The organism is Pseudoflavonifractor capillosus (genome assembly GCF_016902575.1).
GTDB classification, from domain to species: domain Bacteria; phylum Bacillota; class Clostridia; order Oscillospirales; family Oscillospiraceae; genus Enterenecus; species Enterenecus capillosus_A.
On the sequence record NZ_JACSNZ010000008.1, the window covers coordinates 1 to 26281 of the forward strand.

General features: G+C 60.2%; 18 protein-coding genes and 1 riboswitch. Of the genes, 7 read left to right on the forward strand and 11 right to left on the reverse strand.

The window, feature by feature from the left end; genetic code table 11:
* Positions 1–355 precede the first annotated feature (355 nt).
* Together rpoC and rpoB are read right to left on the reverse strand one after the other, a co-directional pair.
* Positions 356–4231: a DNA-directed RNA polymerase subunit beta' gene (gene rpoC / locus H9X86_RS04545; protein ID WP_204900394.1), complete on the reverse strand. Its 3876-nt coding sequence runs from the start codon at positions 4229–4231 to the stop codon at positions 356–358.
* A gap of 18 nt (positions 4232–4249) precedes the next feature.
* Complete coding sequence (gene rpoB, locus H9X86_RS04550; RefSeq protein ID WP_204900395.1) at positions 4250–8002, reverse strand: DNA-directed RNA polymerase subunit beta; 3753 nt, start codon at positions 8000–8002, stop codon at positions 4250–4252.
* A gap of 348 nt (positions 8003–8350) precedes the next feature.
* Between rpoB and H9X86_RS04555 the strand changes: the two genes are divergently transcribed.
* From H9X86_RS04555 to H9X86_RS04580, 6 genes are all read left to right on the forward strand, one after another.
* The gene (locus tag H9X86_RS04555; protein WP_204900396.1) at positions 8351–9949 is read left to right on the forward strand and encodes an ABC-F family ATP-binding cassette domain-containing protein; all 1599 of its coding nucleotides are present in this window, start codon (positions 8351–8353) and stop codon (positions 9947–9949) included.
* Positions 9942–10220, forward strand: coding sequence for a DUF1294 domain-containing protein (locus tag H9X86_RS04560; protein WP_204900397.1), 279 nt, complete (start codon positions 9942–9944; stop codon positions 10218–10220). Before H9X86_RS04555 ends, H9X86_RS04560 begins: the two co-directional genes overlap by 8 nt.
* Before the next feature lie 136 nt (positions 10221–10356).
* Complete coding sequence (locus tag H9X86_RS04565; protein WP_204900398.1) at positions 10357–10647, forward strand: hypothetical protein; 291 nt, start codon at positions 10357–10359, stop codon at positions 10645–10647.
* Between the two features lie 26 nt (positions 10648–10673).
* Positions 10674–12035, forward strand: a complete 1362-nt coding sequence (locus H9X86_RS04570) for a C40 family peptidase (RefSeq protein WP_204900399.1) — start codon at positions 10674–10676, stop codon at positions 12033–12035.
* Between the two features lie 154 nt (positions 12036–12189).
* Complete coding sequence (locus tag H9X86_RS04575; RefSeq protein ID WP_204900400.1) at positions 12190–12441, forward strand: IreB family regulatory phosphoprotein; 252 nt, start codon at positions 12190–12192, stop codon at positions 12439–12441.
* 83 nt (positions 12442–12524) lie between these two features.
* Complete coding sequence (locus tag H9X86_RS04580) at positions 12525–12812, forward strand: hypothetical protein (RefSeq protein ID WP_204900401.1); 288 nt, start codon at positions 12525–12527, stop codon at positions 12810–12812.
* A gap of 508 nt (positions 12813–13320) precedes the next feature.
* Here the strand turns inward: H9X86_RS04580 and argF are convergent.
* From argF to H9X86_RS04615, 7 genes are all read right to left on the reverse strand, one after another.
* The gene (gene argF / locus H9X86_RS04585) at positions 13321–14232 is read right to left on the reverse strand and encodes an ornithine carbamoyltransferase (protein ID WP_204900402.1); all 912 of its coding nucleotides are present in this window, start codon (positions 14230–14232) and stop codon (positions 13321–13323) included.
* 29 nt (positions 14233–14261) lie between these two features.
* Entirely contained in the window at positions 14262–15443 is a 1182-nt protein-coding gene (locus H9X86_RS04590) for an aspartate aminotransferase family protein (protein WP_204900403.1), read from the reverse strand.
* An 11-nt stretch (positions 15444–15454) separates the two neighbouring features.
* Positions 15455–16312 carry an acetylglutamate kinase gene (argB, locus tag H9X86_RS04595; RefSeq protein ID WP_204900404.1) on the reverse strand — a complete coding sequence of 286 codons (858 nt, stop codon included), beginning with the start codon at positions 16310–16312 and terminating at the stop codon, positions 15455–15457.
* Between the two features lie 19 nt (positions 16313–16331).
* Complete coding sequence (gene argJ / locus H9X86_RS04600; protein WP_204900405.1) at positions 16332–17582, reverse strand: bifunctional glutamate N-acetyltransferase/amino-acid acetyltransferase ArgJ; 1251 nt, start codon at positions 17580–17582, stop codon at positions 16332–16334.
* A 12-nt stretch (positions 17583–17594) separates the two neighbouring features.
* Positions 17595–18977 (reverse strand): argininosuccinate lyase, encoded by a 1383-nt coding sequence (argH, locus tag H9X86_RS04605; protein WP_204900406.1) that lies wholly within the window; start codon positions 18975–18977, stop codon positions 17595–17597.
* 74 nt (positions 18978–19051) lie between these two features.
* Complete coding sequence (locus tag H9X86_RS04610) at positions 19052–20269, reverse strand: argininosuccinate synthase (protein WP_204900407.1); 1218 nt, start codon at positions 20267–20269, stop codon at positions 19052–19054.
* A 218-nt stretch (positions 20270–20487) separates the two neighbouring features.
* Positions 20488–22566 carry an ATP-dependent Clp protease ATP-binding subunit gene (locus H9X86_RS04615; RefSeq protein WP_243416831.1) on the reverse strand — a complete coding sequence of 693 codons (2079 nt, stop codon included), beginning with the start codon at positions 22564–22566 and terminating at the stop codon, positions 20488–20490.
* A gap of 167 nt (positions 22567–22733) precedes the next feature.
* Between H9X86_RS04615 and fdxA the strand changes: the two genes are divergently transcribed.
* Positions 22734–22907, forward strand: coding sequence for a 4Fe-4S ferredoxin (gene fdxA, locus H9X86_RS04620; protein ID WP_087253804.1), 174 nt, complete (start codon positions 22734–22736; stop codon positions 22905–22907).
* 104 nt (positions 22908–23011) lie between these two features.
* On the opposite strand, the gene H9X86_RS04625 is transcribed toward fdxA, so the two are convergent.
* Together H9X86_RS04625 and acrA are read right to left on the reverse strand one after the other, a co-directional pair.
* Positions 23012–24676: a formate--tetrahydrofolate ligase gene (locus tag H9X86_RS04625; protein WP_204900409.1), complete on the reverse strand. Its 1665-nt coding sequence runs from the start codon at positions 24674–24676 to the stop codon at positions 23012–23014.
* A gap of 49 nt (positions 24677–24725) precedes the next feature.
* A riboswitch (ZMP/ZTP riboswitch) is annotated at positions 24726–24816 on the reverse strand.
* Positions 24817–25170: 354 nt separating this feature from the next.
* Positions 25171–26277 carry an acryloyl-CoA reductase electron transfer subunit beta gene (gene acrA / locus H9X86_RS04630; RefSeq protein ID WP_204900410.1) on the reverse strand — a complete coding sequence of 369 codons (1107 nt, stop codon included), beginning with the start codon at positions 26275–26277 and terminating at the stop codon, positions 25171–25173.
* Positions 26278–26281: the final 4 nt, after the last annotated feature.

The window sequence follows — 26281 nt, forward strand, 5'->3', positions numbered from 1 at the left end:
GAAACCCAGGCTTCCGGCAGCCGGGAACGGCTGCAACACTCCCAACTAAGGCCCTGGAGGGGAGACAGCGCACGGCTTGCCTGGCTGTGCGCCTTGCAAGGAGCAACTGCTTTCCTGAATTGGCACCAAACCAGGGCCGACCATAGGCTTGACGCACCACCAAACCCGTACCCCAAGGGGGGTTCTTAGGGGGGAAAGCCCTAAGCGATTCTTTCCCCAATTTCTCATCGGGAGAAATTGGGCCAAGCGGAGCGTGCCTGCCAGTCTGGCGAGGCTGCAGTAGGGCAAAAAGAAAGGGCCTGTTTTGCAACAGACCCTTTCATCAATATTTACCCTTGGGTTATTGGGGAGAACATTACTCCTCGATGGAGATGGACAGGATCTCATCCTCTTCCACCTGCTCAGGAGCGTTGTTCACGTCCTCCTGGGGCTCCTCAGCCTCACGGGCGGCCTCAGCAGCGGCGTTGACCGCATCGAAACGGCTCTCCTCCTGGGGCATCTCGTCCTCGATCTTGTCATACTTGCGGTAGGCAGCCAGACCGGAACCGGCGGGGATGAGCTTACCGATGATGACGTTCTCCTTCAGACCCAGCAGGTGGTCCACCTTACCCTTGATGGCGGCTTCGGTGAGCACCTTGGTGGTCTCCTGGAAGGAGGCGGCGGACAGGAAGGACTCGGTGGCCAGAGAGGCCTTGGTGATACCCAGCAGCAGACGGGTGCAGGTGGGCAGACGCAGCTCCTCGCCGGTCTCCTGCTTCTCGCCAGCGGCAATGCGGGCCTCCACAGCCTTGTAGGCATCCTTGTACTCAATGATGTCCACGGTGGAGCCGGACAACAGGGTGGAATCCCCGGCATCCTCCACACGCACCTTGCGCATCATCTGACGGGCGATGACCTCGATGTGCTTGTCGTTGATGTCCACGCCCTGCTGACGGTAGGGCTTCTGAACTTCCTGGATGAGGTAGTTGTGGACGGCATCCACACCACGCACCCGCAGCACGTCGTGGGGAGACAGAGCGCCGTCGGTGAGCTCCTGGCCCTTGACCACCTTGTCTCCGGCCTTGACCCGGATGCCAGCGCTGTGCGGAATGGCGTAGGTGACCACCTCGCCGTCGTCGGCGGTGATGGTGACGTTGCACAGGGTGGCACGCTTGGCCTCCTCCAGGGTGACGGTGCCGGAGATCTCGGCCAGCTGGGCCATCTTCTTGGGCTTGCGGGCCTCGAACAGCTCCTCAACACGGGGAAGACCCTGGGTGATATCGCCGCCGGCCACGCCGCCGGTGTGGAAGGTACGCATGGTCAGCTGAGTACCAGGCTCGCCGATGGACTGGGCAGCGATGATACCCACGGCCTCGCCCTGACCCACAGGCTCGCCGAAGGCCATGTTCATGCCGTAGCACTTGGCACACACGCCGTTGCGGGCCTCACAGGTGAGCACGGAGCGCACCCGGATGGACACCTTGCGGTCGGGATCGCCCTCGGCCTCAGCCTGCTCACGCAGCTTGGCCTCGATCATGTTGGCCTGGTCGGCGTTGATCATCTCGTGGTGGCTGATGAGCACCTCGCCGGTACGGAAGTCCTTGAAGTCCTCGCACAGGTAGCGGCCACGGAGACGCTCGTGCAGAGGCTCGATGACCTGGCCGTTCTCGCTGATCTCGAAAACAGTGATACCATCGTGGGTACCGCAGTCCTCCTCCCGGATGATGACCTCCTGGGAGACGTCCACCAGACGGCGGGTGAGGTAACCAGAGTCGGCGGTACGCAGAGCGGTATCGGCCATGCCCTTTCGAGCACCTCTGGAGGAGATGAAGTATTCCAACACGGACAGACCTTCACGGAAGTTGGCCTTGATGGGGATCTCGATGGTACGGCCGGAGGTATCGGCCATCAGACCACGCATACCAGCCAGCTGACGAATCTGAGCGGCAGAACCACGGGCGCCGGAGTCGGCCATCATGAAGATGGGGTTGTAGCGGTCCATGCCCTTTTGCAGAGCGTCGGACACGTCGGCAGTGGTCTTCTCCCAGGCGGACACCACCAAGCGGTAGCGCTCCTCGTTGGTGAGGAAGCCTCGCTTGTACTGGTTCTCGATCTTCACAACTTCCTTCTCGGTGTTGGCGATGAGTTCCTTCTTCTGGGGAGGTACGGTCATATCTGCAATGGCCACGGTCAGAGAGCCGCGGGTGGAGAACTTGTAGCCCCGGGCCTTGATGGTGTCCAGCACGGTGGCGGACACGGTGAAGCCATGCTTGGCAATGCACTTGTCCACGATCTTGGCCAGCTGCTTCTTGCCGCAGACGAAGTTGATTTCAGGCTCGAAGGCCTTCTCGGGATCGGTGCGATCCACAAAGCCCAGATCCTGGGGAATGCCCTCGTTGAAGATGAGGCGGCCCACGGTGGTGCGTACCATCTTCTCCTGGGTCACACCGTCAATCTCGGCGGTGCGGCGCACCAGAATGGGCTCGTGGAGGTCCAGCTCGCCCTCGTCGTAGGCCAGCTTGGCATCCTGGTCGCAGCCGAAGGTCTGATAGACCTCACGGGCCTTGCCGTCCACAGCCTCCCCACACAGGGCGGGGGTGGTGCGGTACCAGCGGTTTGCCTCCTCGTCCCGCACCCAAATGCGGTCGTTGATTCCCACCTCGCCCCGCTCCAGAGCGGCAGCGGCGTCGGCGGTGGTGGCGTAGGAGCAGTCGGGATCGTGCTCGGGGTCCTTCTCATAGGTCAGATAGTAGGAGCCCAACACCATGTCCTGGGTGGGCACGGCCACAGCGCCGCCGTCGGAGGGCTTCAACAGGTTGTTGGCAGCCAGCATCAGGATGCGGGCCTCAGCCTGGGCCTCAGCGGACAGGGGCACGTGGATAGCCATCTGGTCGCCGTCGAAGTCGGCGTTAAAGGCGGTACACACCAGGGGGTGGAGCTTCATGGCACGGCCTTCCACCAGCACCGGCTCGAAGGCCTGGATGCCCAGACGGTGGAGGGTAGGAGCACGGTTGAGCATGACAGGGTGCTCCTTGATGACAAACTCCAGGGCGTCCCACACAGCGGGAGAGGCCTTATCCACCATCTTCTTGGCGGACTTGATGTTGTTGGCGTGGCCGTCCTCCACCAGCTTCTTCATCACGAAGGGGCGGAACAGCTCAATGGCCATCTCCTTGGGCACGCCGCACTGATAGATCTTCAGCTCAGGGCCAACCACGATAACGGAACGGCCGGAGTAGTCCACACGCTTACCCAGCAGGTTCTGACGGAAACGGCCCTGCTTACCCTTGAGCAGGTCGGACAGGGACTTCAGAGCCCGGTTGTTGGCGCCGGTGACGGCACGGCCACGGCGGCCGTTGTCGATGAGGGCGTCCACAGCCTCCTGGAGCATACGCTTTTCGTTGCGCACGATGATGTCAGGGGCGTTGAGCTGAATGAGGCGCTTCAAGCGGTTGTTGCGGTTGATGACACGACGGTAGAGGTCGTTGAGGTCGGAGGTGGCAAAGCGGCCGCCGTCCAGCTGCACCATGGGGCGCAGCTCGGGGGGAATGACGGGGAGCACATCAATAATCATCCACTCGGGCTTGTTGCCGGACAGGCGGAAGGCATCCACCACTTCCAGACGCTTGACGATCTTGGCCTTCTTCTGGCCGGTGGCGTCCTTGAGCTGGGCCCGGAGGGTCTCAGACAGCTGCTCCAGATCCAGGTCTTGCAGCAGCTTCTTCACAGCCTCGGCGCCCATGCCGGCCTGGAAGTCGTCCTCGTAGTACTCACGCAGCTTGCGGTACTCGGCGTCGGACAGAATCTGATTCTTGGTCAGATGGGTGTAGTCGGGGCCGGGATCCGTGACGATATAGGAGGCGAAATACAGCACCTTCTCCAGAATACGGGGGCTGATGTCCAACAGCAGACCCATGCGGGAGGGGATGCCCTTAAAGTACCAGATGTGGGACACGGGGGCGGCCAACTCAATGTGGCCCATGCGCTCACGGCGCACCTTGGCCCGGGTGACCTCCACGCCGCAGCGGTCGCACACCTTTCCCTTGAAGCGAATCTTCTTATACTTACCGCAGTGGCACTCCCAGTCCTTGGTTGGGCCAAAGATCCGCTCGCAGAACAGGCCGTCCCGCTCCGGCTTCAGGGTGCGGTAGTTGATGGTCTCAGGCTTCTTGACCTCGCCGTAAGACCACTCCCGGATCTGCTCTGGGGAGGCGATGCCAATGCGGATGGCGTTAAATTCGGCGTAGCTCATTCCTTCATCCTCCCTTTCTTAGTCTTCATCGCCGTAGGAATCATCCTGGTCGGCGGTATCATTCTCGTTGATGGCCACGGACAGATCGTCGTCGTCGCTGGTCTCCTTCATGGTAAAGCCAGCCTGGGCGAAGTCACTCTCGCTGCCGTAATCCTGGTAGCGGTCGTAATCCTCCTTGAAGCGGCCGGGCTGATAGGTGTCCTCATCCTCGTCCTTGAGCTCGATCTGATTGCCGTGCTCGTCCAGCACCTGGATGTCCAGACACAGGGCCTGCAGCTCCTTGACCAGAACCTTGAAGGATTCGGGCACACCGGGCTTGGGCACATTGTAGCCCTTGACGATGGACTCGTAGGTGCGCACACGGCCGGTGACGTCGTCGGACTTGACGGTGAGGATCTCCTGGAGGGTGTAGGCAGCGCCGTAGGCCTCCAGAGCCCAAACTTCCATCTCGCCGAAGCGCTGGCCGCCGAACTGGGCCTTGCCGCCCAAGGGCTGCTGGGTGACCAGAGAGTAGGGGCCGGTGGAACGGGCGTGGATCTTATCATCCACCAGGTGGTGGAGCTTGAGGAAGTACACATAGCCCACGGTGACGGGGTTGTCAAACCGCTCACCGGTGCGGCCGTCGTACAGCCAGCTCTTGCCGTCCCGGCGCAGGCCGGCCAGCTCCAGGGTGTCGGCGATGTCCTTCTCGTCGGCGCCGTTGAAGATGGGGGTGGCCACCTTCCAGCCCAGGGCCTTGGCGGCGTAACCCAAGTGAACCTCCAGCACCTGACCGATGTTCATACGGGAAGGCACGCCCAGGGGGTTGAGCACGATGTCCAGGGGAGTGCCGTCGGGCAGGAAGGGCATATCCTCCTGGGGCAGAATGCGGGAGACAACACCCTTGTTGCCGTGACGGCCGGCCATCTTATCGCCCACGCTGATCTTACGCTTCTGGGCGATGTAGACACGCACCACCTGGTTGACGCCGGGAGCCAGCTCAGCACCCTCCTCACGGGTAAACACCTTCACGTCCACGATGATGCCGCACTCGCCGTGGGGCACCTTCAGGGAGGTGTCACGGGTCTCGTGGGCCTTCTCACCGAAGATGGCCCGGAGCAGACGCTCCTCGGCGGTCATCTCGGTCTCGCCCTTGGGGGTGACCTTACCCACCAGGTAGTCGCCGGCATGAACCTCGGCGCCCACACGGATGATGCCCCGCTCGTCCAGATCCTTCAGAGCGTCCTCACCCACGTTGGTGATGTCACGGGTGATCTCCTCGGGGCCCAGCTTGGTGTCACGGGCCTCGGTCTCATATTCCTCAATGTGGATGGAGGTGAACACGTCCTCCTTCACCATGCGCTCGTTGAGCAGGATAGCGTCCTCGTAGTTGTAACCTTCCCAGGTCATAAAGCCCATGAGGATGTTCTTACCCAGAGCGATCTCGCCGTCGCAGGTGGAGGGGCCGTCGGCCAGGGTGTCCCGGGCCTTCACTCGGTCACCCACGGAGACGATGGGACGCTGGTTGATGCAAGTGCCGTGGTTGGAGCGCAGGAACTTGGTCAGCTGATAGGTCTTTTCCTCGCCGCCGTCGTAGCGCACGGAGACAGCGGTGGCGTCCACACGGGTAACCACGCCGTCGCCCTCGGCCAGCACAACCACCTCGGAGTCCTGGCAGTTCTTGTACTCCTGACCGGTGGCCACGATGGGGGCCTGAGTGGTGAGCAGAGGCACGGCCTGACGCTGCATGTTGGCGCCCATCAGAGCACGGTTTGCGTCGTCGTTTTGCAGGAAGGGGATCATGGCGGTAGCCACAGACACCATCATCTTGGGGGACACGTCCACGTAGTCCACCTGGTTGAAGTCCACCTCAATGATCTCGTTGCGGTGACGGCAGGCCACACGTCGATTGGTGAAGGTGCCGTCCTCGCCCACAGGCTCGGTGGCCTGAGCCACGTTGAACTCGTCCTCCACGTCGGCAGTCATGTATTCCACCTGGTCGGTGACACGGGCAGCCACACACTTGCCGTTCTCGTCGTAAATCTTCTCCACCTTGCGGTAGGGGGCCTCGATGAAGCCGTAGCGGTTGATGCGGGCATAGGAGGCCAGATAGGAGATCAGACCGATGTTGGGACCTTCGGGAGTCTCGATGGGGCACAGACGGCCATAGTGGCTGTAATGTACGTCTCGGACATCGAAGGAGGCACGGTCACGGCTCAGACCGCCGGGGCCCAGAGCGGACAGACGGCGCTTGTGGGTCAGCTCGGCCAGAGGGTTGGTCTGGTCCATGAACTGAGACAGGGGGCTGGAGCCGAAGAACTCCTTGATGGCGGCGGTGACGGGGCGGATGTTAATCAGGGACTGGGGGGTGACGATGTCCAGATCCTGAATGGTCATACGCTCACGGATCACCCGCTCCATACGGGTAAAGCCGATGCGGAACTGGTTTTGCAGCAGCTCGCCCACGCAGCGCAGGCGGCGGTTGCCCAGATGGTCAATGTCGTCGGGGGTGCCCACGCCAAAGGCCAGGCAGTTGAGGTAGTTGATGGAGGCCATCATGTCGTCCACAATGATGTGGTTGGGAATGAGGTCCAGCATGCGCTCACGGATGAGGTCTTCAAACTCCTCCTGACTCAGGCCCTCTTCATCCCGCTTGGCCAGCAGCTCCTTCAAGACCACAAAGCGCACCTTCTCGGAGATGCCCACGGTCTCGGGGTCGAAGTCCACGAAGTCGGCCATGTTGACCATGCCGTTGGAGAACACCTTGACGATGTGGGCGCCGGTGTGCAGGTCTTCCACCTCCACAAAGGCCTCGTTGACGCCCAGGCGGTCCAGCTCCATGGCACGCTCACGGGTGAGCACCTCGCCAGCCTCGGCCACGATCTCACCGGTGGAGGGATCAGCCACAGGGGCAGCCAGCTTCTGACCGGACAGACGGGTCCACATGGTCAGCTTCTTGTTGAACTTGTAGCGGCCCACCGCAGACAGGTCATAGCGGCGGGGATCAAAGAACAGAGCGTTGAGCAGGCTCTCGGCGGAGTCCACCGTGGGGGGCTCGCCGGGACGCATCTTGCGGTAAATTTCCAGCAGGGCCTCTTCGTAGGTCTTGCAGCTGTCCTTCTCCAGAGTGGCCAGGATGCGGGGATCCTCACCGAACATATCCAGGATCTCAGCGTCGGTCTTGGGGCCCACGGCACGAATGAGGCAGGTGATGGGCAGCTTGCGGTTTTTGTCGATGCGCACATAGAACACATCGGACAGGTCGGTCTCATACTCCAGCCAGGCACCACGATAGGGGATGACGGTGGAGGCGTAGGTGATGTTGTCCGCCTTGTCGGCGTTCTTGGCATAGTACACGCCGGGAGAACGGACGATCTGGGAGACGATGACACGCTCAGCGCCGTTGATGACGAAGGTGCCGGCATCGGTCATCAGGGGGAAATCGCCCATGAAGATCTCCTGCTCCTTGATCTCGCCCGTCTCCTTGTTGCGCAGGCGCACCTGCACCTTAATGGGGGCGGCATAGGTGGCGTCCTGGGCTTTGCACTCTTCAATGGTGTACTTGGGGGGGTCGTCCATGGAGAAGCCGATAAAGCTCAGCTCCAGGTTCCCGGCATAGTCGGTGATGGCTTCCACATCGTTGAACACTTCCTGCAGCCCGGTCTCGAAAAACCACTTGTAGGAAGACTTCTGGATCTCCAGCAGGTAGGGCATCTCCAGAATTTCCTCGCTGCGGGCGAAGCTCTTGCGCAAGGTCTTGCCGTAATAGACGTCTTTGACCGCTCTTGCCATTTGCTGATCACGCTCCACTTCGTAAGAATTTTGCAGGTGGGCGCATTGCGCACACCCGGGGTTGTTGTCACATTCGTAAAATTGCCTCTTGCATTTCCTGCCATGGTCTGGTATACTGTGCTTAGCCTGGGGGAGTATCCCCCGGGTTTTTGACCATATGTTAAAAGCAATTTATGATACCATAGCTTTTGTCCCCTGTCAAGACGCTTCTTGATGGCGGGGCTTCTTTTTTTGATTTTTCTCTTCTTCCGCCAAATCTCCAAAATTACGCTACCATTCCACCGAAAAATGTGGTATGATATAGCGCAATATGCCTACCAATCACTGACGTTACCGAAGGAGCTCGATATGATTACTGTTTCCGATCTGTCCCTGAGCTACCAGGGAGCCCCTCTGTTCTCCCATGTGGATCTGCAGTTCACCCGGGGCAACTGCTACGGCATCATCGGCGCCAACGGCGCCGGTAAGTCCACCTTCCTGAAAATTCTCTCCGGTCAGCTGGAGCCCACCAGCGGCTCTGTGTCCATCCTGCCCAAGGTGCGCATGTCCGTTTTGAAGCAGGATCAAAACGCCTACGATGCCTACACGGTGCTGGACACCGTCATCATGGGCAACCAGCACCTGTATGAGATCGGCCGGGAGATGAACGCCCTGTACGAGAAGGAGGACTTCACCGACGAGGACGGCCTGCGGGCGGCTGACCTCCAGGCGGAGTACGCCGAGATGGGCGGCTACGAGGCCGAGTCCGACGCCAGCCGCATTCTCCAGGGCCTGGGTATCGGGGTGGATCTCCACTACAACAACATGGAGACCCTGGACGCCCGTCTGAAGGTGAAGGTGCTGCTGGCCCAGGCCCTGTTCGGCGCCCCCGACATCCTGCTGCTGGACGAGCCCACCAACAACCTGGACATCGCCGCCGTGGAGTGGCTCAATGACTTCCTGCTGGACTACGACGGCACCGTCATCGTGGTCAGCCACGACCGCCACTTCCTCAACACCGTGTGTACCCACATCGTGGACATCGACTACAACCAGATCAAGATGTATGTGGGCAACTATGACTTCTGGTACGAGTCCTCCCAGCTTGTGCAAAACCTCATCAAGCAGCAGAACAAGCGTAACGAGGACAAAATCAAGGAGCTGCAAGAGTTTATCTCCCGGTTCTCTGCCAACAAGTCCAAGTCCAAGCAGGCCACCGCCCGGCGCAAGCTGCTGGACAAGCTCACGGTCCAGGAGCTGCCCGCCTCCTCCCGCCGCTACCCCTGGGTGGGCTTCTCTCCCGACCGGGAAGTGGGCAAGGACATTCTCTTTGTCACCGACGTGTCCAAAACCGTGGACGGGGTGAAGGTACTGGACAAGGTGTCCTTCATCGTGGGCCACGGGGATAAGATTGCCTTTGTGGGTGACAACGAAAATGCCCACACCGCCCTGTTTAAGATCCTCACCGGGGAGTGGGAGCCTGACGAGGGCACCGTGAAGTGGGGCCAGACCGCATCCTTCTCCTACTTCCCCAAGGACAACTCCCCCTTCTTCAACGACTGCGACCTGTCCATTCTGGACTGGATGCGCCAGTTCTCCGAGGATCAGCATGAGAGCTACCTGCGGGGCTTCCTGGGCCGGATGCTCTTCTCTGGCGATGACATCTTCAAGCCCGTGAAGGTGCTCTCCGGTGGTGAGAAGGTGCGTTGTATGCTCTCCCGCATGATGCTCTCCGGGGCCAACGTGCTGCTGCTGGACCAGCCCACCAACCACCTGGATCTGGAGTCCATCGCCGCTTTGAACAACGGCCTGGAGTCGGTGAAGTGCAACGTGCTGGTGTCCTCCCACGACCACCAGCTGGTGCAGACCGTGGCCAACCGTATCTTTGACTTTACCCCCGAGGGCAAGCTCATTGACAAGCGCATGAGCTACGAGGACTACCTGGAGTCCCAGCTGAGCCATGACTGAGCGGCTCTATCTGCTGCTGGTGTGGTTTGGGGTACTCTCCGCCTTTACCCTGCTCCTCTTCGGCTGGGATAAGCTGATGGCCAAGCTGGGCCGACGGCGGATTCCCGAGGCATCCCTGCTCTTTTCCTGCCTGGCAGGCGGGGCCGTGGGCGGCTTTGTGGGAATGCACCTCTTTCACCACAAAATCCGCAAACCCAAGTTTTATGTGACAATTCCCCTGTTGGTTGTCCTGGATGCGGCGATTTTTGTGGCCGTTCTGGTTCGATCTTGACAAAAGACCTTTCTGCCCAAAAAAGTGGCAGAAAGGTCTTTTTCATCAATATCTGCGGTTGACAAGCGGGAAACAAAGAGTTACAATAGTTACAAATTGGTTACAACGACTTTTGCATATTTCTAAGGAGGCTATTATGGCTGACAAGACCAGCACACTGATGTATAAAGGACATCCCCTGCGCCGCAAGGACAATCTGATTTACTACGGGTCCATGGCGGATAAGTATATCATCATGATTCAGGTGATGAGCACCACCAAGTCCGGCGATCTGGAACTGGCTGACAAGGTGCACCTGGAGCTTCAGCTCACTGACCCCGACCTGAAGAGCCGGGATCGTGTGGTAAAGAAGTCCGATCTTCCCGATCTGTTCTCTGCCATTGACATGGGTTCCATCTGGCTGATGCGTGCCCTGTCAGGGAAATAAATAAAGAAAGTAGGAGGCTTGCCCCCATGCACAGAAAGAGAAGACTGGTCAAGGTCGCCGCCATCACCGGCCTTGCACTGGCCATGACCACCGGCATCGCCCTGGCTTCCATTGGCAAGGGCACTGTGACGGCAGACGCCCTGCGCCTGCGCAGCCAGGCCAACACCAACTCCGACATCCTCAACTTGGCTCCCCGCAACAGCGTGGTGACCCTGCTGGAGGAGCTGGATGGCTGGTACAAGGTCTCCTATGGAGATCAGGTGGGCTATATGTCCGCTGACTGGCTGAATGTGAGCCAGTCCGGCAGCGAGGCCGTAGTGGGCCAAGGCACTGTCACCGCCGACGCTTTGAATGTGCGTTCCGGGGCTGGCACCGTGTACAACCGCCTGGGTCTTTTGTATAAGGGCGCCTCTGTGATGATCCTGGAAGACTGCGGCAACGGCTGGTATCAGATCTCCGGCGGTGGTTACACCGGTTATGTGTCCGCCGAATGGATCAAGGTCTCCGGCAGCAGCTCTGGCAGCTCCAACGCCAAGCCCATCGGCACCGGCACTGTCAACACCGCCTGTCTCAACGTCCGCTCCGGGGCCGGCACCGGCCACTCCCGTGTGGGCTATCTGTACAGCGGGAACTCCGTGTCCATTCTCAAGGACTGCGGCAATGGCTGGTATGAGATCTCCTACGGCAATGGCAGCGCTTATGTGTGCGCCCAGTACATCTCCACCGGCAGCAACAGTGGCTCCCACAACAGCGACACCAAAACCTCCGGCATCGTCACCGCCGATGCCTTGAACGTGCGCTCTGGGGCTGGCACCGGCTATTCCCGCCTGGGTCTTCTCTACTCCGGCAACTCAGCGACCATTCTGGGTTCTTCCAACGGCTGGTACAAGATCTCCTATAAAAACGGGGTAGGCTACGTCAGCGCCCAGTATGTCTCCACCTCCAACGGCGGTGGCAGCAACAGCACCGACAACAGTGCCAGCAATTCTTCCAGTTCCGTTGGCGAGAAAGCCGTGGCTCTTGCCAAGCAGCAGCTGGGCAAGCCCTATGTGTACGGCGCCACCGGCCCCAACAGCTTTGACTGTTCCGGCCTGTTCTACTATGTGTTCCGTCAGCTGGGCATCAACATCGACCGGGGCTCTTCCGGCCAGTACTACAACAGCGGCCGCTTCGTCTCGGTGGATGAGATGCAGCCCGGCGATTTGGTGTTCATCTACAATCCCAAGTATGACAGCTCCGGCGGTGCACTGCCCACCACCCATGTGGTGATGTACATAGGCAACAACACCGTCCTCCACGCCTCCACCACCAGCTACACCGTGCGTACCGACACTCTGTTTGGCGGCTACTACGGCGACTATGTGGTGGCAGTCAAGCGTATGGGCTGACGCTTTTCTCACATGCAAGCACCCTCCCGTGGCAATCCGGCAGCTGGGTTGCCACGGGATTTTTCTCCCTCCCTCTTTACAATTCGCCCCATTTGGGGTACAATACTTTCATCCGATGAATCGGACTGATAGATTTTTATCGGGGGTGTACCCAATGAATGATATGGATTATACACGCAAGTTCAGCGTCAACATGAACAAGGATGACGAGATTCGCTCCGTCCTCAGCTCTGTCTATGCCTCCTTGCAGGAGAAGGGCTACAATCCCATCAACCAGCTGGTGGGCTACATTCTCAGCGAAGACCCCACCTACATCACCAACCACAACAATGCCCGGGCCCTCATCCGAAAGCTGGATCGAGATGAGCTGCTCCAGAACATGCTGAAAAATTACCTGGGTATTTAATCTCAATCACACACAAAGCCCCGCAAAAAGTTTCATGCCTTTTTGCGGGGTTTTTCACAATCGCTTTGCCTGGAGGTGTCACCATGAAGTTACTGCCCCATAACCATCAGATGTACATTGAACCATCTGACCCCATTACCACCCCCCGGGAGTTCACCGACGAGCTGGTGAAGCACTTTTCCCAGCAGGGCAAGTCCATCACCGTGCAGGAGGAGAGCATGGAACCGGTGATTGAGGTGGACGGCGTCATCTATGTGTGCAAACTGGGTGAGCCCTATCGGGCGTTTAACCCCCTGAAGGTGCCCATCCGGTCCGGGTCGCTCAGCTATCTGGGCTATCAGTGGATTTACCTGTACCGCTGCGACCCATAATATTCACGCAACAAAGCCGATGTACGACAGATTTAATCTGTTTTTGCATCGGCTTTTTGTTTTTTCGTGGTGTTTGGATTGTCCTTCTCCTCTGCTCTGGTACAGACTTGGCAGCCTGGCCAGGACGCTCCGCTGGGGTGACTTTCTCCACGATGAAAAAGTCACCAAAGAATCGCCTAGGGCTTTCCCCCCTAGGTACCCCCTGAGCATCTTGGCTCAGTGCCGGAGCAGTCCCTACCGACGCTGAGGTATGGGGAATCATCCCTACTCCTTGCGCCGCTGCCGCTGATACTCACGATATAAAAATGCAGTGCTTCTTTAGAAAAACGTCGGTGCACGGCAGAACCCTCCAGTTTCCCTCCCGAAGAGAGCCTTTGCCCTACCCTCCAGTCTGCGCCCCCATTGAAATCCGTGCCGCTTTGGCGGCACACCACCATTCTTCACTCTTCATTCTTCATTTTTCACTTGCACAAAGGCTCCCCTTGCATGGCAAGAGGAGCCTTTGTGCTCATTTCATCAGCAGGTACATAACCGCCTTCTGGGCGTGGAGGCGGTTCTCCGCCTCCTCAAAGATCTCGTCGGCGTGGGCTTCGAACACCTCTGCGGTGATCTCCTCCCCCCGGTGGGCAGGCAGACAGTGCTGCACCATGCACCCGGGCTTGGCCAGAGACAGGAGCTTGTCATCGATGCAGTACCCGGCAAAGGCCTTTGCCCGCTCCGCCTTCTCCTCCTCCTGGCCCATGGAGGCCCACACGTCGGTGATCACCACGTCGGCATCCACCACCGCATCCTCCGGCTTGCGGCACAGCTGGAACTTGGCCCCCTCTACGCTGGCTGCAAACTCCAGCACCTGGGGGTCGGGGTCGTACCCCTCAGGGCAGGCCACGGACACATCCATACCGCACTTGAGGCCACCCACAATGAGGGAGTTTGCCATGTTGTTGCCGTCCCCAATGAATGCCAGCTTCAGACCTTCCAGCCGGGTCATCTTCTCCCGGATGGTCATCAGGTCCGCCAGCACCTGGCAGGGGTGGGCAAAGTCGGTGAGGCCGTTGATGACGGGGATGGAGGCGTATTTCGCCAGAGACTCCACTTCCTCCTGGGAATAGGTTCGAATCATGATACCGTCGCAGTAGCGGGAGAGCACCCGGGCGGTGTCCTCAATGGGCTCGCCCCGGCCAATCTGGCTCTCCTTGCCGGAGAGGAACAGGGCGTGGCCACCCAGCTGGTACATCCCCACCTCAAAGGAGACACGGGTGCGGGTGGAGTTCTTCTCAAAAATCATAGCCAGGGTCTTGCCCCGCAGCGCATCGTGGGGAATGCCGTGCTTCTGGCTGTACTTCATCTGGTCAGCGGTGTCCAGAATCTCCTTGATGTCCTCCCCGCTCAAATCCATCAACTTGAGTAAATCCTTCTTCATCCTTCGAACCTCCCTGGGAAATATTCTTCTTACACCCGGGACAGCACGTCCCGGAACACGCCGAGGCCCTTGTCCATCTCCTCCCGGGTGATGGTCAAGGGGGGCAGGAACCGCAGTCCCGCTCCGGCGGTGAGGGTCAACAGCCCCCCCACATTGAGCTTGGCGCACAGCTCTTTGTTGCTGTACCCTTCTGCCACATCAATGCCAATCATCAGGCCCAGGCCCCGGGTCTTACCCAGGCAGGGCAGGTTCATGTCCTCAATGGACTGGCGGATGTAGGCCCCCTTCTCCTTGGCCTGGGCAATGGTCTCGTCATCCAGCACCTCCAGCACAGCGCAGCCAGCGGCGGCGCTCACAGGGTTTCCGCCAAAGGTGGAGCCGTGGGTGCCGGGACCCAGGATGTTGCGGCACTTTTCCGCCACCAGGAAGCCGCCCATGGGCAGACCTCCGGCAATGCCCTTGGCAAAGGAGCAGGCGTCGGGCTGAATGCCGTACTGCTGGAAGGCAAAGAGGGAGCCGGTGCGGCCAATGCCCGTCTGCACCTCGTCCACCAGCAGCAGCCAGTCCCGCTTTTCACACAGCTGAGCCAGTTCCTTCACAAACTCCTGGTCCATGGGCAGCACGCCGCCCTCGCCCTGCACCAGCTCCAGCAGCACGGCACACACGTCGTGGCCCGCCACCTCCTGGATGGCCTCCATGGTGGGGTCAGCACTGCGGAACCCCTCGGTGAAGGGGAAGAAGTACTGGTGGAACACCTCCTGACCGTTGGCGGCCAGGGTGGTGATGGTGCGGCCGTGGAAGGAGCGGTTCAGGGTGATGACCGTCCCTCTCCCCTTGCCGTACTTGTCAAAGGAATATTTCCGGGCCAGCTTGATGATACCCTCGTTGGCCTCCGCCCCCGAGTTGCCAAAGAAGGCCGCAGACATGCCAGACCGGGTGCACAGCTTCTCAGCCAGCTTGGCGTAGGGCTGGGTGTAGTACAGGTTGGACGCATGACCCAGCTTGGCCGCCTGCATGGTCACCGCCGCCAGCCACTTGGGGTGGGCAGTGCCCAGGGACAAAACGCCAATGCCGGAGGCGAAGTCGATGTACTCCTTCCCCTCCAAATCGTACATGGTGGCTCCCAGGCCGTGATCCAGGGCAATGGGGTTGCGACCATAGGTCTGCACCAGATATTGATGGTCCAAATCCATCAGCTGTTGGGTATTCATAGTGTCCTCCTTTATCGCACCAGCATGGTGCCCGCTCCGTCATCCGAGAGCAATTCAATCAAAATGGAATGGGGAATGCGCCCGTCCAGGATGACGGTGGAGTGCACTCCCGAGCGCACCGCCTCCACAGCGCAGTCGATCTTGGGGATCATGCCGCCGCTGATGATACCGTCCTTGATGAGGCCGGGGATCTCAGACACCTGTACGGAGTGGATGAGGGTGCTCTCATCCTTGGGATCCCGGAGCAGGCCCCGCACGTCGGTGAGCAGCACCAGCTTCTCCGCCCCCAGGGCCACCGCCAGCTTGGCAGCGGCGGTGTCGGCATTGATGTTGTAGGCGGTGTCTCCATCGGTGCCCAGAGCCACGGTGGACACCACAGGGATGTACCCCATAGCCAGGGCATCCTGCACCACTTTGGGGTCCACATGGGTGATCTCCCCCACCAGGCCGTACTTCTCACTGAGCTGTACCGCCTGGAACAGCTCAGCGTCCATACCGCACAGCCCTAAGGCCTGGCCGCCCATACGGTTGAGGGTGGCCACCAGATCCTTATTGACCTTGCCGCACAGCACCTGCTGCACCACGTCCATGGTCTCCTCATCGGTGTAGCGCAGGCCGTCCACAAACTTGCCCTCTTTGCCCAGACGTTTCAGCATCTGGTTGATCTCGGGGCCGCCCCCGTGGACCACCACCACGTGGATGCCCACCAGAGACAGAAGGATGATGTCGGAAATGACGGCGCAGCGCAGCTCCTGGGAGATCATGGCGTTGCCGCCGTATTTCACCACAATGGTCTTGCCGCTGTATTTTTGAATGTAAGGCAGAGCCTCCGCCAGCACTTGGGCCCGGTCTGCCAGTGAATAAGCCATGTTCAGCACCTTCGTTTTCTTAGGAGCGGTAGTCTCCGTTGATTTTTACATACTCATAGGTCAGATCGCAGCCCCAGCAGGTGGCCTGGTCATCCCCCTCGTGGAGGTTCACTGCAATGACCACCTCGTCCTGACTCAAAATCTTCTTGGCCAAGTCCTCGTCAAAGTCCACCCCGGCACCCTTCTGGCACACCAGGATATCCCCCTGGATGGAGGAGAAGGACACGTCCACATACTCGGGACGGAACGGAGCCTTGGAATAGCCCATGGCGCACAGTACCCGGCCCCAGTTGGCATCCGCCCCGAACATGGCGGCCTTCACCAGGGAGGAACCCACCACCGCCTTGGCCAAACGCTCGGCGGTCTCCTCGTTGCGGGCCCCGGTCACCGTGCAGGTGATGAGGCGGCTGGCGCCCTCGCCGTCGGCGGCGATGGAGCGGGCCATGGTCTCACACACCTGGTGCAGGGCCTTGTAAAACACGGTGAAGTCGTCATCCTTCCACTCGATCTGGCTGTTGCCCGCCAGACCGTTGGCCAGCACCACGCACATGTCGTTGGTGGAGGTGTCCCCGTCCACAGTGACCCGGTTGAAGGTGCGGGGCACAATGGCGTGGAGGGCTTCGGTGAGCATCTCAGAGGTGATGGCGCAGTCGGTGGTGATGAAGCACAGCATGGTGCCCATGTTGGGGTGGATCATGCCGGAGCCTTTGGCAATGGCCCCGATGGTCACCGGTTTGCCGCCGATGGTGACGGTGAGGGCGATCTCCTTTTTCACCGTGTCGGTGGTCATGATGGCGTGGGCAGCAGCATCCGAGCCGTCATAGGACAGCTCCCCAGCCACCTGGGGCATCCCCCGCTCAATGGCGGCGATGTTCAAGGTCTGGCCAATGACACCGGTGGAAGCCACGGCAAAGTCCTCCGGCTTCAGGCCCGTGGCGGCGGCAGCCAGCTCACACATCTTCTCGGCGTTCTCGTGGCTCATGGGAGCGCAGGCGTTGGCATTGCCGCTGTTGGCCACAATGCCCCGGCACACCCCGTCCTCCAGGTGGCCCATGGTCACATACAGGGGGGCGGCCTTCACCCGGTTGAGGGTGTAGGTGGCGGCTGCGGTACACTCGCAGTCGGACACGATCATGGCCAGGTCAGGCTTGCCTTTTGTGGCAGGCACCACAGGGGTCACATCCCCGGCGTGGCTGGCCTTGACGCCGCAGTATACCCCTGCGGCACGGAATCCTTTGGGGGCGGTGACGCCGCCGGAAATCGTCTTCATATTCATTCTCCTTTATTTGCTCCGCTGGGCCACGAACTCCTCCATGGCCTGGATCTGCTGGTTCACCGACTCCTCGGAGGGGCCGCCGTACACGGTTCTGCCGTTGACACAGGTCTTCAGCTGCAAAGCCTCGTACACATCCTCGTCAAACAGACCGCAAATGGCCCGGAAGTCCTTCAAGGGCAGGGTGTCCAGGCTCTCCCCGGACTTGATGCAGATGTTCACCAGACGGCCCACGATCATGTACGCCTCCCGGAAGGGCATCCCCTTCTTCACCAGGTAGTCGGCGCAGTCGGTGGCGTTGATGAAGCCGCCGGAGGCCGCTTTGGCCATGTTCTTGGGCCGCACGGTCAGGGTGTCCAGCATGGCGGAAAACACGGGCACACACAGCTCCACCGTGTCGATGGCGTCAAACACCGGCTCCTTGTCCTCCTGCATGTCCTTGTTGTAGGCCAGAGGCAGACCCTTCATGACAGTGAGCAGGGTGATAAGGGAGCCGTACACCCGGCCTGTCTTGCCACGCACCAGCTCGGCCACGTCGGGGTTCTTCTTCTGGGGCATGATGGAGGAGCCGGTGGAGTAGGCATCATCCAAATCCACAAACTTGAACTCCCAGGAGCACCACAGAATGATCTCCTCGGAGAACCGGGACAGGTGCATCATCAAAATGGACAGAGCGGACAGCAGCTCAATGGCGTAGTCCCGGTCGGACACCGCATCCATGGAGTTGTCACTGGGCTTGGCAAAGCCCAGGGCAGCGGCGGTCTGGAACCGATCCACAGGGTAGGTGGAGGTGGCCAGAGCGCCGGCCCCCAAGGGGCACTCATCCATGCGCTCCAGGCAGTCCTCCAGCCGGGTCACATCCCGGCGCAGCATGTTGGCATAGGCCATCATGTAGTGGCCGAAGGTGGTGGGCTGTGCCCGCTGCAAGTGGGTGTAGCCAGGCATCACCGTATGTACATTGGCCTTGGCCTTCTTGATGAGCACCTTCTGCAAGTCCACGATCATGTCGATGATGGTGGGAATCTGCTCCTTGACATAGAGTCTAAAGTCGGTGGCCACCTGGTCGTTGCGGCTGCGCCCGGTGTGCAGACGCTTGCCCGTCTGGCCGATGCGCTGGGTGAGAAGGGCCTCGATGTTCATGTGGATGTCCTCATTGTCCAGGGAGAACTCCACCTTTTCCTCCTCGATGTCGTCTAAAATGGCCTTCAGGCCCTCTACGATCTTCTCCGCCTCATGCTCCTCAATGATGCCTTGGTGCCCCAGCATGGTGGCGTGGGCAATGGAGCCACGGATGTCCTGCTCGTAGAGCCGGGCATCAAAGGTAATGGAGGAATTGAAGTCGTTGACCTGTGTATCCGTTTCCTTTTGGAACCGGCCTGCCCATAATTTCATATGCAATCACTGCCTTTTATAAAAAGATAGTCCAAGCGCAGGGGCGGCCTTTCGCCGCCCCTGCGTCAGAAAAGTTATTTCAACTTGCCCTGCTCCCGCAGTGCCTGCACGGTGTCGGGCAGACCCCACAGGTTGATGAAGCCTGTTGCATCGTCCTGGTTGTAGTCGCTCTCCTCGAAGGTCACCAGATTCTCGGAGTAGAGAGAACAGGGAGAGGTGACGGAGGAAGTGATGATGTTGCCCTTGTACAGCTTCAGCTTCACGGTGCCGGTGACGTACTCCTGGGTCTTCACGGCGAAGGCCTGGAGGGCCTCCCGCAGGGGGGTAAACCACTTGCCGTTGTAGATGAGGTCGGCAAAGTCAATGGACAGCTTCTGCTTCATGTGCTTGGTGTCCTTGTCGATGGTGATCATCTCCAGCACCTCGTGGGCCCGGTAGAGGATGGTGCCGCCGGGGGTCTCGTACACGCCACGGTCCTTCATGCCCACCAGACGGTTCTCCACGATGTCCAGCAGACCGATGCCGTTGGCACCGCCCAGGTCGTTGAGCTTGCGGATGATGTCGCTGGCCTTCATCTTCTCGCCGTCCACCGCCACAGGCCAGCCCTGCTCAAAGTCGATGGTCACATAAGTCGCAGCGTCGGGAGCCATGGCAGGGGACACACCCATCTCCAGGAAGCCGGGCTTGTCGTACTGGGGCTCGTTGGCGGGGTCCTCCAGATCCAGGCCCTCGTGGGACAGGTGCCACAGGTTCTTGTCCTTGGAGTAGTTGGTCTCCCGGCTGATCTTCAAGGGCACGTTGTGGGCCTCGGCGTAGGCAATCTCCTCTTCCCGGCCCTTGATATCCCACTCACGCCAGGGGGCGATGATGGTCATCTCAGGGGCAAAGCGCTTGATGGCCAGCTCAAAACGCACCTGGTCGTTGCCCTTGCCGGTGCAGCCGTGGCAGATGGCGTCGGCGCCCTCGGCCTTGGCGATCTCCACCAGGCGCTTGGCGATGATGGGCCGGGCGAAAGCGGTGCCCAGCAGGTAGTCCTCATACTTGGCCCCCATCATCATGGAGGGGATGATCACATCGTCCACCATCTCGTCGGTGAGGTCCTCCACATACAGCTTGGAGGCGCCGGTTTTGATGGCCTTCTCCTCCAGGCCGTCCAGCTCGGTGCCCTGGCCCACATCCCCGGACACGGCGATAATCTCAGGGTTGCCGTAGTTCTCCTTCAGCCAGGGGATGATGATGGATGTATCCAAGCCGCCGGAATAGGCCAGCACTACTTTTTTCACTTCTGCCATGGTTGCATTCCTCCAATGGTTTTTTCTATCTCAGTGAAGCCAAGTATACCCCTTTTGCTTTCAGAATGCAAGCCCCCATTTTGCATAAGTATTCAGTTGTTTCCCAGATTTTATGGGTAATATTCCACAACACCCCATATTTATTCATGATAGAATGAATATTCATCCATATATACAAAAACTGGGGCCATTCCGCTTCCGGAATGGCCCCAGCTCATTCAGACTTGTTTTTTCTCCCGGTGGAGCACCAACTGCTCCTGCTCCACCCCCAGGCAGAGCACGTCTCCCCGCTCCAGCTTGTTGGACAGGAGCATCTGAGCGGCAGGTTCCTCCACCCTTCGGCGTACCGCACGGCGGATGGGGCGGGCGCCCTGGTCTTGCTCCCGCTGCTCCATGGGGCTGGCCAGCAGGGACACTGCCTGCTCATCTGCCTTGAGTCCCACCCCCAGGGCGGCCAGACGACCCTCCAGGCCGCCCAGCAGCCGCCCGGCAATGCGCTCCATGTGGGACTTGTCCAGGCGATGGAAGAGCACCACCTCATCCAGACGATTGAGAAACTCCGGCGGGAACTGGCGGCGCAGCTCCTCCATCACAGCGTTGGTGCGGTGGGCATCCAGGTCACCCCCGGCAAACCCCATAGGGGGTGTGCGGCTGACCATATGGCGAGCCCCCACATTGGAGGTCATCACCACCACCGTATTGCGAAAATCCGCCTTCCGGCCCAGGCCGTCGGTGAGCACCCCGTCTTCCATCACCTGCAAGAGGATGTTGTGCAGGTCAGAGTGGGCTTTTTCCAGCTCATCAAAGAGCACCACCGACCAGGGACGACGGCGCACCCGCTCGGTGAGCTGTCCCCCTTCCTCGTGACCCACATAGCCAGGAGGGGCACCCACCAGTCGGGAGACCGAGTGCTTTTCCATATATTCCGACATATCAAAGCGGATGATGGCCTCTTCGCTGCCGAACAGGGCAGCAGCCAGGGCCCGGCACAGCTCAGTTTTCCCCACACCGGTGGGGCCTAGGAAGAGAAACACGCCCACGGGGCGGTTGGGCTCTTTCAGTCCCACCCGGCTGCGGCGAATGGCGGAGGCCACCGCCGTCACTGCCTGGTCCTGCCCCACCACCCGGCGTTTCAGCTCATTCTCCAGCTCCAGCAGCCGCTTGGCCTCCCCCTTGGTCACTGTCTCCACCGGGATGCCCGTCCACTGGGATACCACCGAGGCGATATGTTCCCCCTCCAGCTGCTGGTGAAAGGCTATCTGCTTGCGGGACAGCTTTTTCTTCAGCTCACAGCGAAAATCCCACTCCGCATCCCGGAGCATGGCCGCTCGCTCGTAATCCTGCTCCGCTGCCGCTGCCCGACGCTGTTGCGCGGCCTGCTCGATGCGGCCCATCAGTCCACGCAGGGAATGGGGAATTTCACCCTGCATCCGCAGCTTGGCTGCCCCCTCGTCCACCAGATCAATGGCCTTGTCGGGAAGGAATCGGTCAGGCAGGTACCGCCGGGACAGCTCCACCGCCGCCTCCAGCGCCCCGTCGGTAATCACCACCCCGTGGTGTTCCTCATACCGGGGCCGGATCCCCTTGAGGATGTCCAGGGCCTGCTGGGGGGTAGGCTCCCCCACCCGCACGGGCTGGAACCGCCGTTCCAGGGCAGAGTCCTTTTCGATATACTTGCGGTACTCCTCCAAGGTGGTGGCACCTACCACCTGGATCTCTCCCCGGCCCAGGGCGGGCTTGAGGATGTTGGCAGCGTCAATGGCCCCTTCCGCAGAGCCTGCCCCCACAATGTTGTGCAGCTCGTCCAAAAACAAGATGACGTTGCCCACCCGGCGCACCTCCGCCAGGATCTGGTTGACTCGGTCCTCAAACTCCCCCCGGTACTTGGTACCCGCCACCATGGACACCAGATCCAGGGACAAAAGCCGCTTGCCACACAGCACCGGGGGCACCTGCCCCGCAGCCATGCGCACAGCCAGCCCCTCTGCCACGGCGGTCTTTCCCACCCCCGGCTCTCCCACCAGGGCGGGGTTATTTTTGGTGCGCCGGGAGAGGATCTGAACCACCCGGTTTACCTCTTCATCTCGGCCAATGAGGGGGTCCAGCGCACCCATAGCTGCCATGCGGGTGAGGTCTCGGGAATAGCGGTCGGTGAGTTTGGTCTCTCCGCCCTCCCGCACACGGGTGCGCTCGGCCCGGGTGGCCTGGAGCTCCCCGCCCCAGCCCATGGAGTCCCGGGGCTGTCCGCCCTTTTTCCCCACTGGGGGCTGCTGCTTCCATTCCTTGCTGTGTTCCATGGAATCCCTCCTGTCGTCCCTCCAATCATGGGTTGATTTGGCCTGGTTTATACCCCTGCTGCCGGGATTTTTCTCCTCCCCCATTTCCCAAAATTCCTTATTGCTTTTTTCGAGAGATATGCTACAATGAGAATGGTTCTAACTCTAAAGATGGAGGTGTATTTTACATGGCACATGCAATCAACGATACCTGCGTGTCCTGCGGCGCTTGTGAGTCCACCTGCCCCGTGGGCGCTATCTCCATGGGCGACGATCACATGCAGATCGACGCTGGCAGCTGCATCGACTGCGGCTCCTGCGCTGGCGTTTGCCCCGTGGGCGCCATTGCTCCCGCTGACTAATCTAGTCTGCAAAAGAGAAGTCCGCACAGCTTATGCTGTGCGGACTCTTTTTGTCCATGAAACGGCGGCCATCGCTATGCGATGGCCACCATATTTTTTTCCGATTAGAACAGGCCGGAGATGACGCCGTTTTCGTCCACGTCGATCTTCTCGGCAGCAGGCACCTTGGGCAGGCCGGGCATGGTCATGATGTCCCCGGTCTGCACCACCACGAAGCCGGCACCGGCGGACACCTTCACTTTGGACACGGTGATGGTAAAGCCCTCAGGGCGGCCCAGCTGGGTGGCGTCGTCGGAGAGGGAGTACTGGGTCTTAGCCATGCACACAGGCAGCTTGTCAAAGCCCATGGCCTCCAGGCGGGCCAGCTCCTTGGCGGCAGCGGTGGTGTAGTGTACCCCCACGCCTCCATACACCTTTTCCACAATCGCCTGGATTTTATCCTTCAAAGACATCTCCAGGTCGTAGGCATAGCGGAAGTCCTTGTCCTGCTCACACAGGCGCAGCACTTCCTCAGCCATCTCCAGGCCGCCTTCGCCGCCCTTGCCCCACACCTCGGACAGGGCCACGTTCACCCCCAGCTCCTGGCAACGGGTGCGGATGAGGTCCAGCTCCGCCTCGGTATCATTGGCAAAGCGGTTGATGGCCACCACGGCGGGCAGGCCGAACACCTTTGTCACGTTCTCCACGTGCTTGAGCAGGTTGGGCAGACCTCGCTCCAGAGCCTCCAGGTTCTCCGCCCCCAGCTCGGTCTTAGGCACCCCACCGTTGTACTTCAGGGCCTTGACGGTGGCCACGATGACCACGGCGTCGGGCACCAGTCCGGCGGCTCGGCACTTAATGTCCAGGAACTTCTCGGCGCCCAGGTCAGCGCCAAAGCCCGCCTCGGTGACCACATAGTCGGCCAGCTTCAAAGCGGTGTCGGTGGCGGAGACGGAGTTGCAGCCGTGGGCAATGTTGGCAAAGGGGCCGCCATGCACCAGGGCGGGGGTGTGCTCCAGAGTCTGCACCAGGTTGGGCTTGATGGCATCCTTCAAGAGGGCAGCCATGGCGCCCTGGGCCTTCAAATCGGCGGCAGTGACAGGCTTGTCGTCGTAGGTGTAGCCCACGATCATGCGGCCCAGTCGCTCCTTCAGGTCGGCAAGGCCCGTGGCCAGGCACAGCACCGCCATGATCTCACTGGCCACGGTGATGTCGAACCCGTCCTCCCGGGGCACCCCCTGCATCCGGCCACCCAGGCCGTCCACAATGTTGCGCAGCTGGCGGTCGTTCATGTCCACGCAGCGACGCCAGGTGATCTTCTTCACATCAATGCCCAGGGCATTCCCCTGCTGAATATGGTTATCCAGCATAGCGGCCAGCAGGTTGTTGGCTGCCCCAATGGCGTGGAAGTCTCCGGTGAAGTGGAGGTTGATGTCCTCCATGGGCACCACCTGGGCGTATCCGCCGCCGGCGGCGCCCCCCTTCACCCCGAACACCGGGCCCAGAGAGGGCTCACGGAGACAGAGCATGACATTCTTGTCCAGACGGCGCAGGGCATCGGCCAGGCCCACAGAGGTGGTGGTCTTGCCCTCCCCGGCGGGGGTGGGGTTGATGGCGGTGACCAGGATCAGCTTGCCCTTCCGGGGCACCTCCCGCAGGGGGGTGATGTCGATCTTGGCCTTGACCTTGCCGTAATACTCCAGCAAATTCTCGTCGATACCGGCCATAGCCGCCACCTGACCAATGGGAAGCATTGTTGCCTCCTGGGCAATTTGAATGTCTGTTTTCATCTTCCATGCTCCTTCCTGCGCCACAAAAACAAAAAGGGCGCACTGATTCAAAGTGCGCCCAGACGGTCGGCAATACGGCACATCTCGCGCCGGCTGTACTCCATGTGGTCACTCCACTTCCGTCAGTCATACAGCACATCTATCTTACCATGTTCCCACCCGCAGCGTCAAGGGCTTTCCCCTTCTCCCTGTGCACCAGACGCCTTCCCGTATATTACAGAGAGTTATCCACAACTTCCACAAAGTTTTCCACACCCTCTATCCGTTGGTGTGCAAGGGATTCCAGTTATTTTCCAATATTACGCAGTTCTACAAATGGTAGTTTTCCATCACGCTAAAGCAGGTGATTTTTCATGGTTTTGGCCCGCCTCTCCCCTGGCATTGCCCTGAACCCCTTGGGAGGGGCAAGCCCCTCCCCTACCACAGCACCGTAGGCAAATACGGCAAAAAAAGACTGACTTCCCCGGAGGGAAGCCAGTCTTTGAAAGCGAAACTTAGGCCTTCTCAGCCTTGAACTTGGCAATGGCCTCGGTCAGCATGGGGCCGACCTTGAACAGGTCGCCGGTGATGCCGTAGGTAGCCACGTCAAAGATGGGGGCATTCTCGTTCTTGTTCACAGCGATGATGCACTCAGCGTCCTGCATGCCGGACACGTGCTGAATGGCGCCAGAAATGCCCAGAGCCACATAGATCTTGGGGTGAACGGTCTTACCGGTCTGACCAACCTGGTGATCCACGCTGATGTAGCCGTCATCCACCACAGCACGGGAAGCGCCAACCACGCCGCCCAGGACGTTGGCCAGCTCCTCGGCGATCTCCAGACCACGCTTGGGATCGGCGCTGATACCACGACCCACGGCAACCACAACGTCGGCGCCGATGAGGTCCACAGCCTTCTTGGCGGACTTGACGATCTCCACCAGATCCACGTGGATGTCAGCCTCGGTCAGCTGCACGTCCACCTTCTCCAGGACGGTCTTAGCAGCGGTCTCCTCGTTGAAGGCCTGGGTCTGCATCACGCCGGGACGCACGGTGGACATCTGAGGACGATAGTCGGGGCACACGATGGTGGCCATCAGGTGGCCGCCAAAGGCGGGACGGGTCATCTTCAGGTTGGTGTTCTCCTCGAACTTGGTGTTGTCCACGTCGATGGTGGAAGTGGTCTTCAGGAAGGCCTTGTACTTCTCCACATCCACGTCCAGGTGGGTGCAGTCAGCGGTCAGACCGGTCTTCAGACGGGCAGCCACACGGGGGCCCAGGTCACGGCCGATGTTGGTAGCGCCGATGAGGAAGATCTCGGGCTTCTTGTCCTCCACCAGGTCGCAGATGACCTTGGTGTAAGCATCGGTGGTGTAGTCCTTCAGCAGGGGGTGATCGCAGATGTACACACGGTCGGCACCGTAGCCGCCCAGAGCCTTGGCGTAGGTCTCATTGACCTCGTGGCCCAGCAGCACGCCGCACAGCTCCACGCCCAGATCGTTGGCCAGCTTGCGGCCCTCGCTGAGCAGCTGGTAGCCAGTGCTGAGGATCACGCCGTCGCGCTGCTCGCAGAATACCCACACGCCCTTGAAGGCGGCAGTGTCTTTACTATTGAAAGCCATAATT

Excerpts from the sequence above, each read along its gene's own strand:
- H9X86_RS04575 (WP_204900400.1), top strand. The coding sequence starts at position 12,190 with ATGAATGATATGGATTATACACGCAAGTTCAGCGTCAACATGAACAAG.
- argH (WP_204900406.1), bottom strand. The coding sequence starts at position 18,977 with ATGAAATTATGGGCAGGCCGGTTCCAAAAGGAAACGGATACACAGGTC.
- argB (WP_204900404.1), bottom strand. The coding sequence starts at position 16,312 with ATGGCTTATTCACTGGCAGACCGGGCCCAAGTGCTGGCGGAGGCTCTG.
- H9X86_RS04610 (WP_204900407.1), bottom strand. The coding sequence starts at position 20,269 with ATGGCAGAAGTGAAAAAAGTAGTGCTGGCCTATTCCGGCGGCTTGGAT.
- argJ (WP_204900405.1), bottom strand. The coding sequence starts at position 17,582 with ATGAAGACGATTTCCGGCGGCGTCACCGCCCCCAAAGGATTCCGTGCC.
- H9X86_RS04615 (WP_243416831.1), bottom strand. The coding sequence starts at position 22,566 with ATGGAACACAGCAAGGAATGGAAGCAGCAGCCCCCAGTGGGGAAAAAG.
- acrA (WP_204900410.1), bottom strand. The coding sequence starts at position 26,277 with ATGGCTTTCAATAGTAAAGACACTGCCGCCTTCAAGGGCGTGTGGGTA.
- rpoB (WP_204900395.1), bottom strand. The coding sequence starts at position 8,002 with ATGGCAAGAGCGGTCAAAGACGTCTATTACGGCAAGACCTTGCGCAAG.
- H9X86_RS04590 (WP_204900403.1), bottom strand. The coding sequence starts at position 15,443 with ATGAATACCCAACAGCTGATGGATTTGGACCATCAATATCTGGTGCAG.
- H9X86_RS04625 (WP_204900409.1), bottom strand. The coding sequence starts at position 24,676 with ATGAAAACAGACATTCAAATTGCCCAGGAGGCAACAATGCTTCCCATT.
- H9X86_RS04560 (WP_204900397.1), top strand. The coding sequence starts at position 9,942 with ATGACTGAGCGGCTCTATCTGCTGCTGGTGTGGTTTGGGGTACTCTCC.
- fdxA (WP_087253804.1), top strand. The coding sequence starts at position 22,734 with ATGGCACATGCAATCAACGATACCTGCGTGTCCTGCGGCGCTTGTGAG.
- H9X86_RS04570 (WP_204900399.1), top strand. The coding sequence starts at position 10,674 with ATGCACAGAAAGAGAAGACTGGTCAAGGTCGCCGCCATCACCGGCCTT.
- H9X86_RS04555 (WP_204900396.1), top strand. The coding sequence starts at position 8,351 with ATGATTACTGTTTCCGATCTGTCCCTGAGCTACCAGGGAGCCCCTCTG.
- argF (WP_204900402.1), bottom strand. The coding sequence starts at position 14,232 with ATGAAGAAGGATTTACTCAAGTTGATGGATTTGAGCGGGGAGGACATC.
- rpoC (WP_204900394.1), bottom strand. The coding sequence starts at position 4,231 with ATGAGCTACGCCGAATTTAACGCCATCCGCATTGGCATCGCCTCCCCA.
- H9X86_RS04565 (WP_204900398.1), top strand. The coding sequence starts at position 10,357 with ATGGCTGACAAGACCAGCACACTGATGTATAAAGGACATCCCCTGCGC.
- H9X86_RS04580 (WP_204900401.1), top strand. The coding sequence starts at position 12,525 with ATGAAGTTACTGCCCCATAACCATCAGATGTACATTGAACCATCTGAC.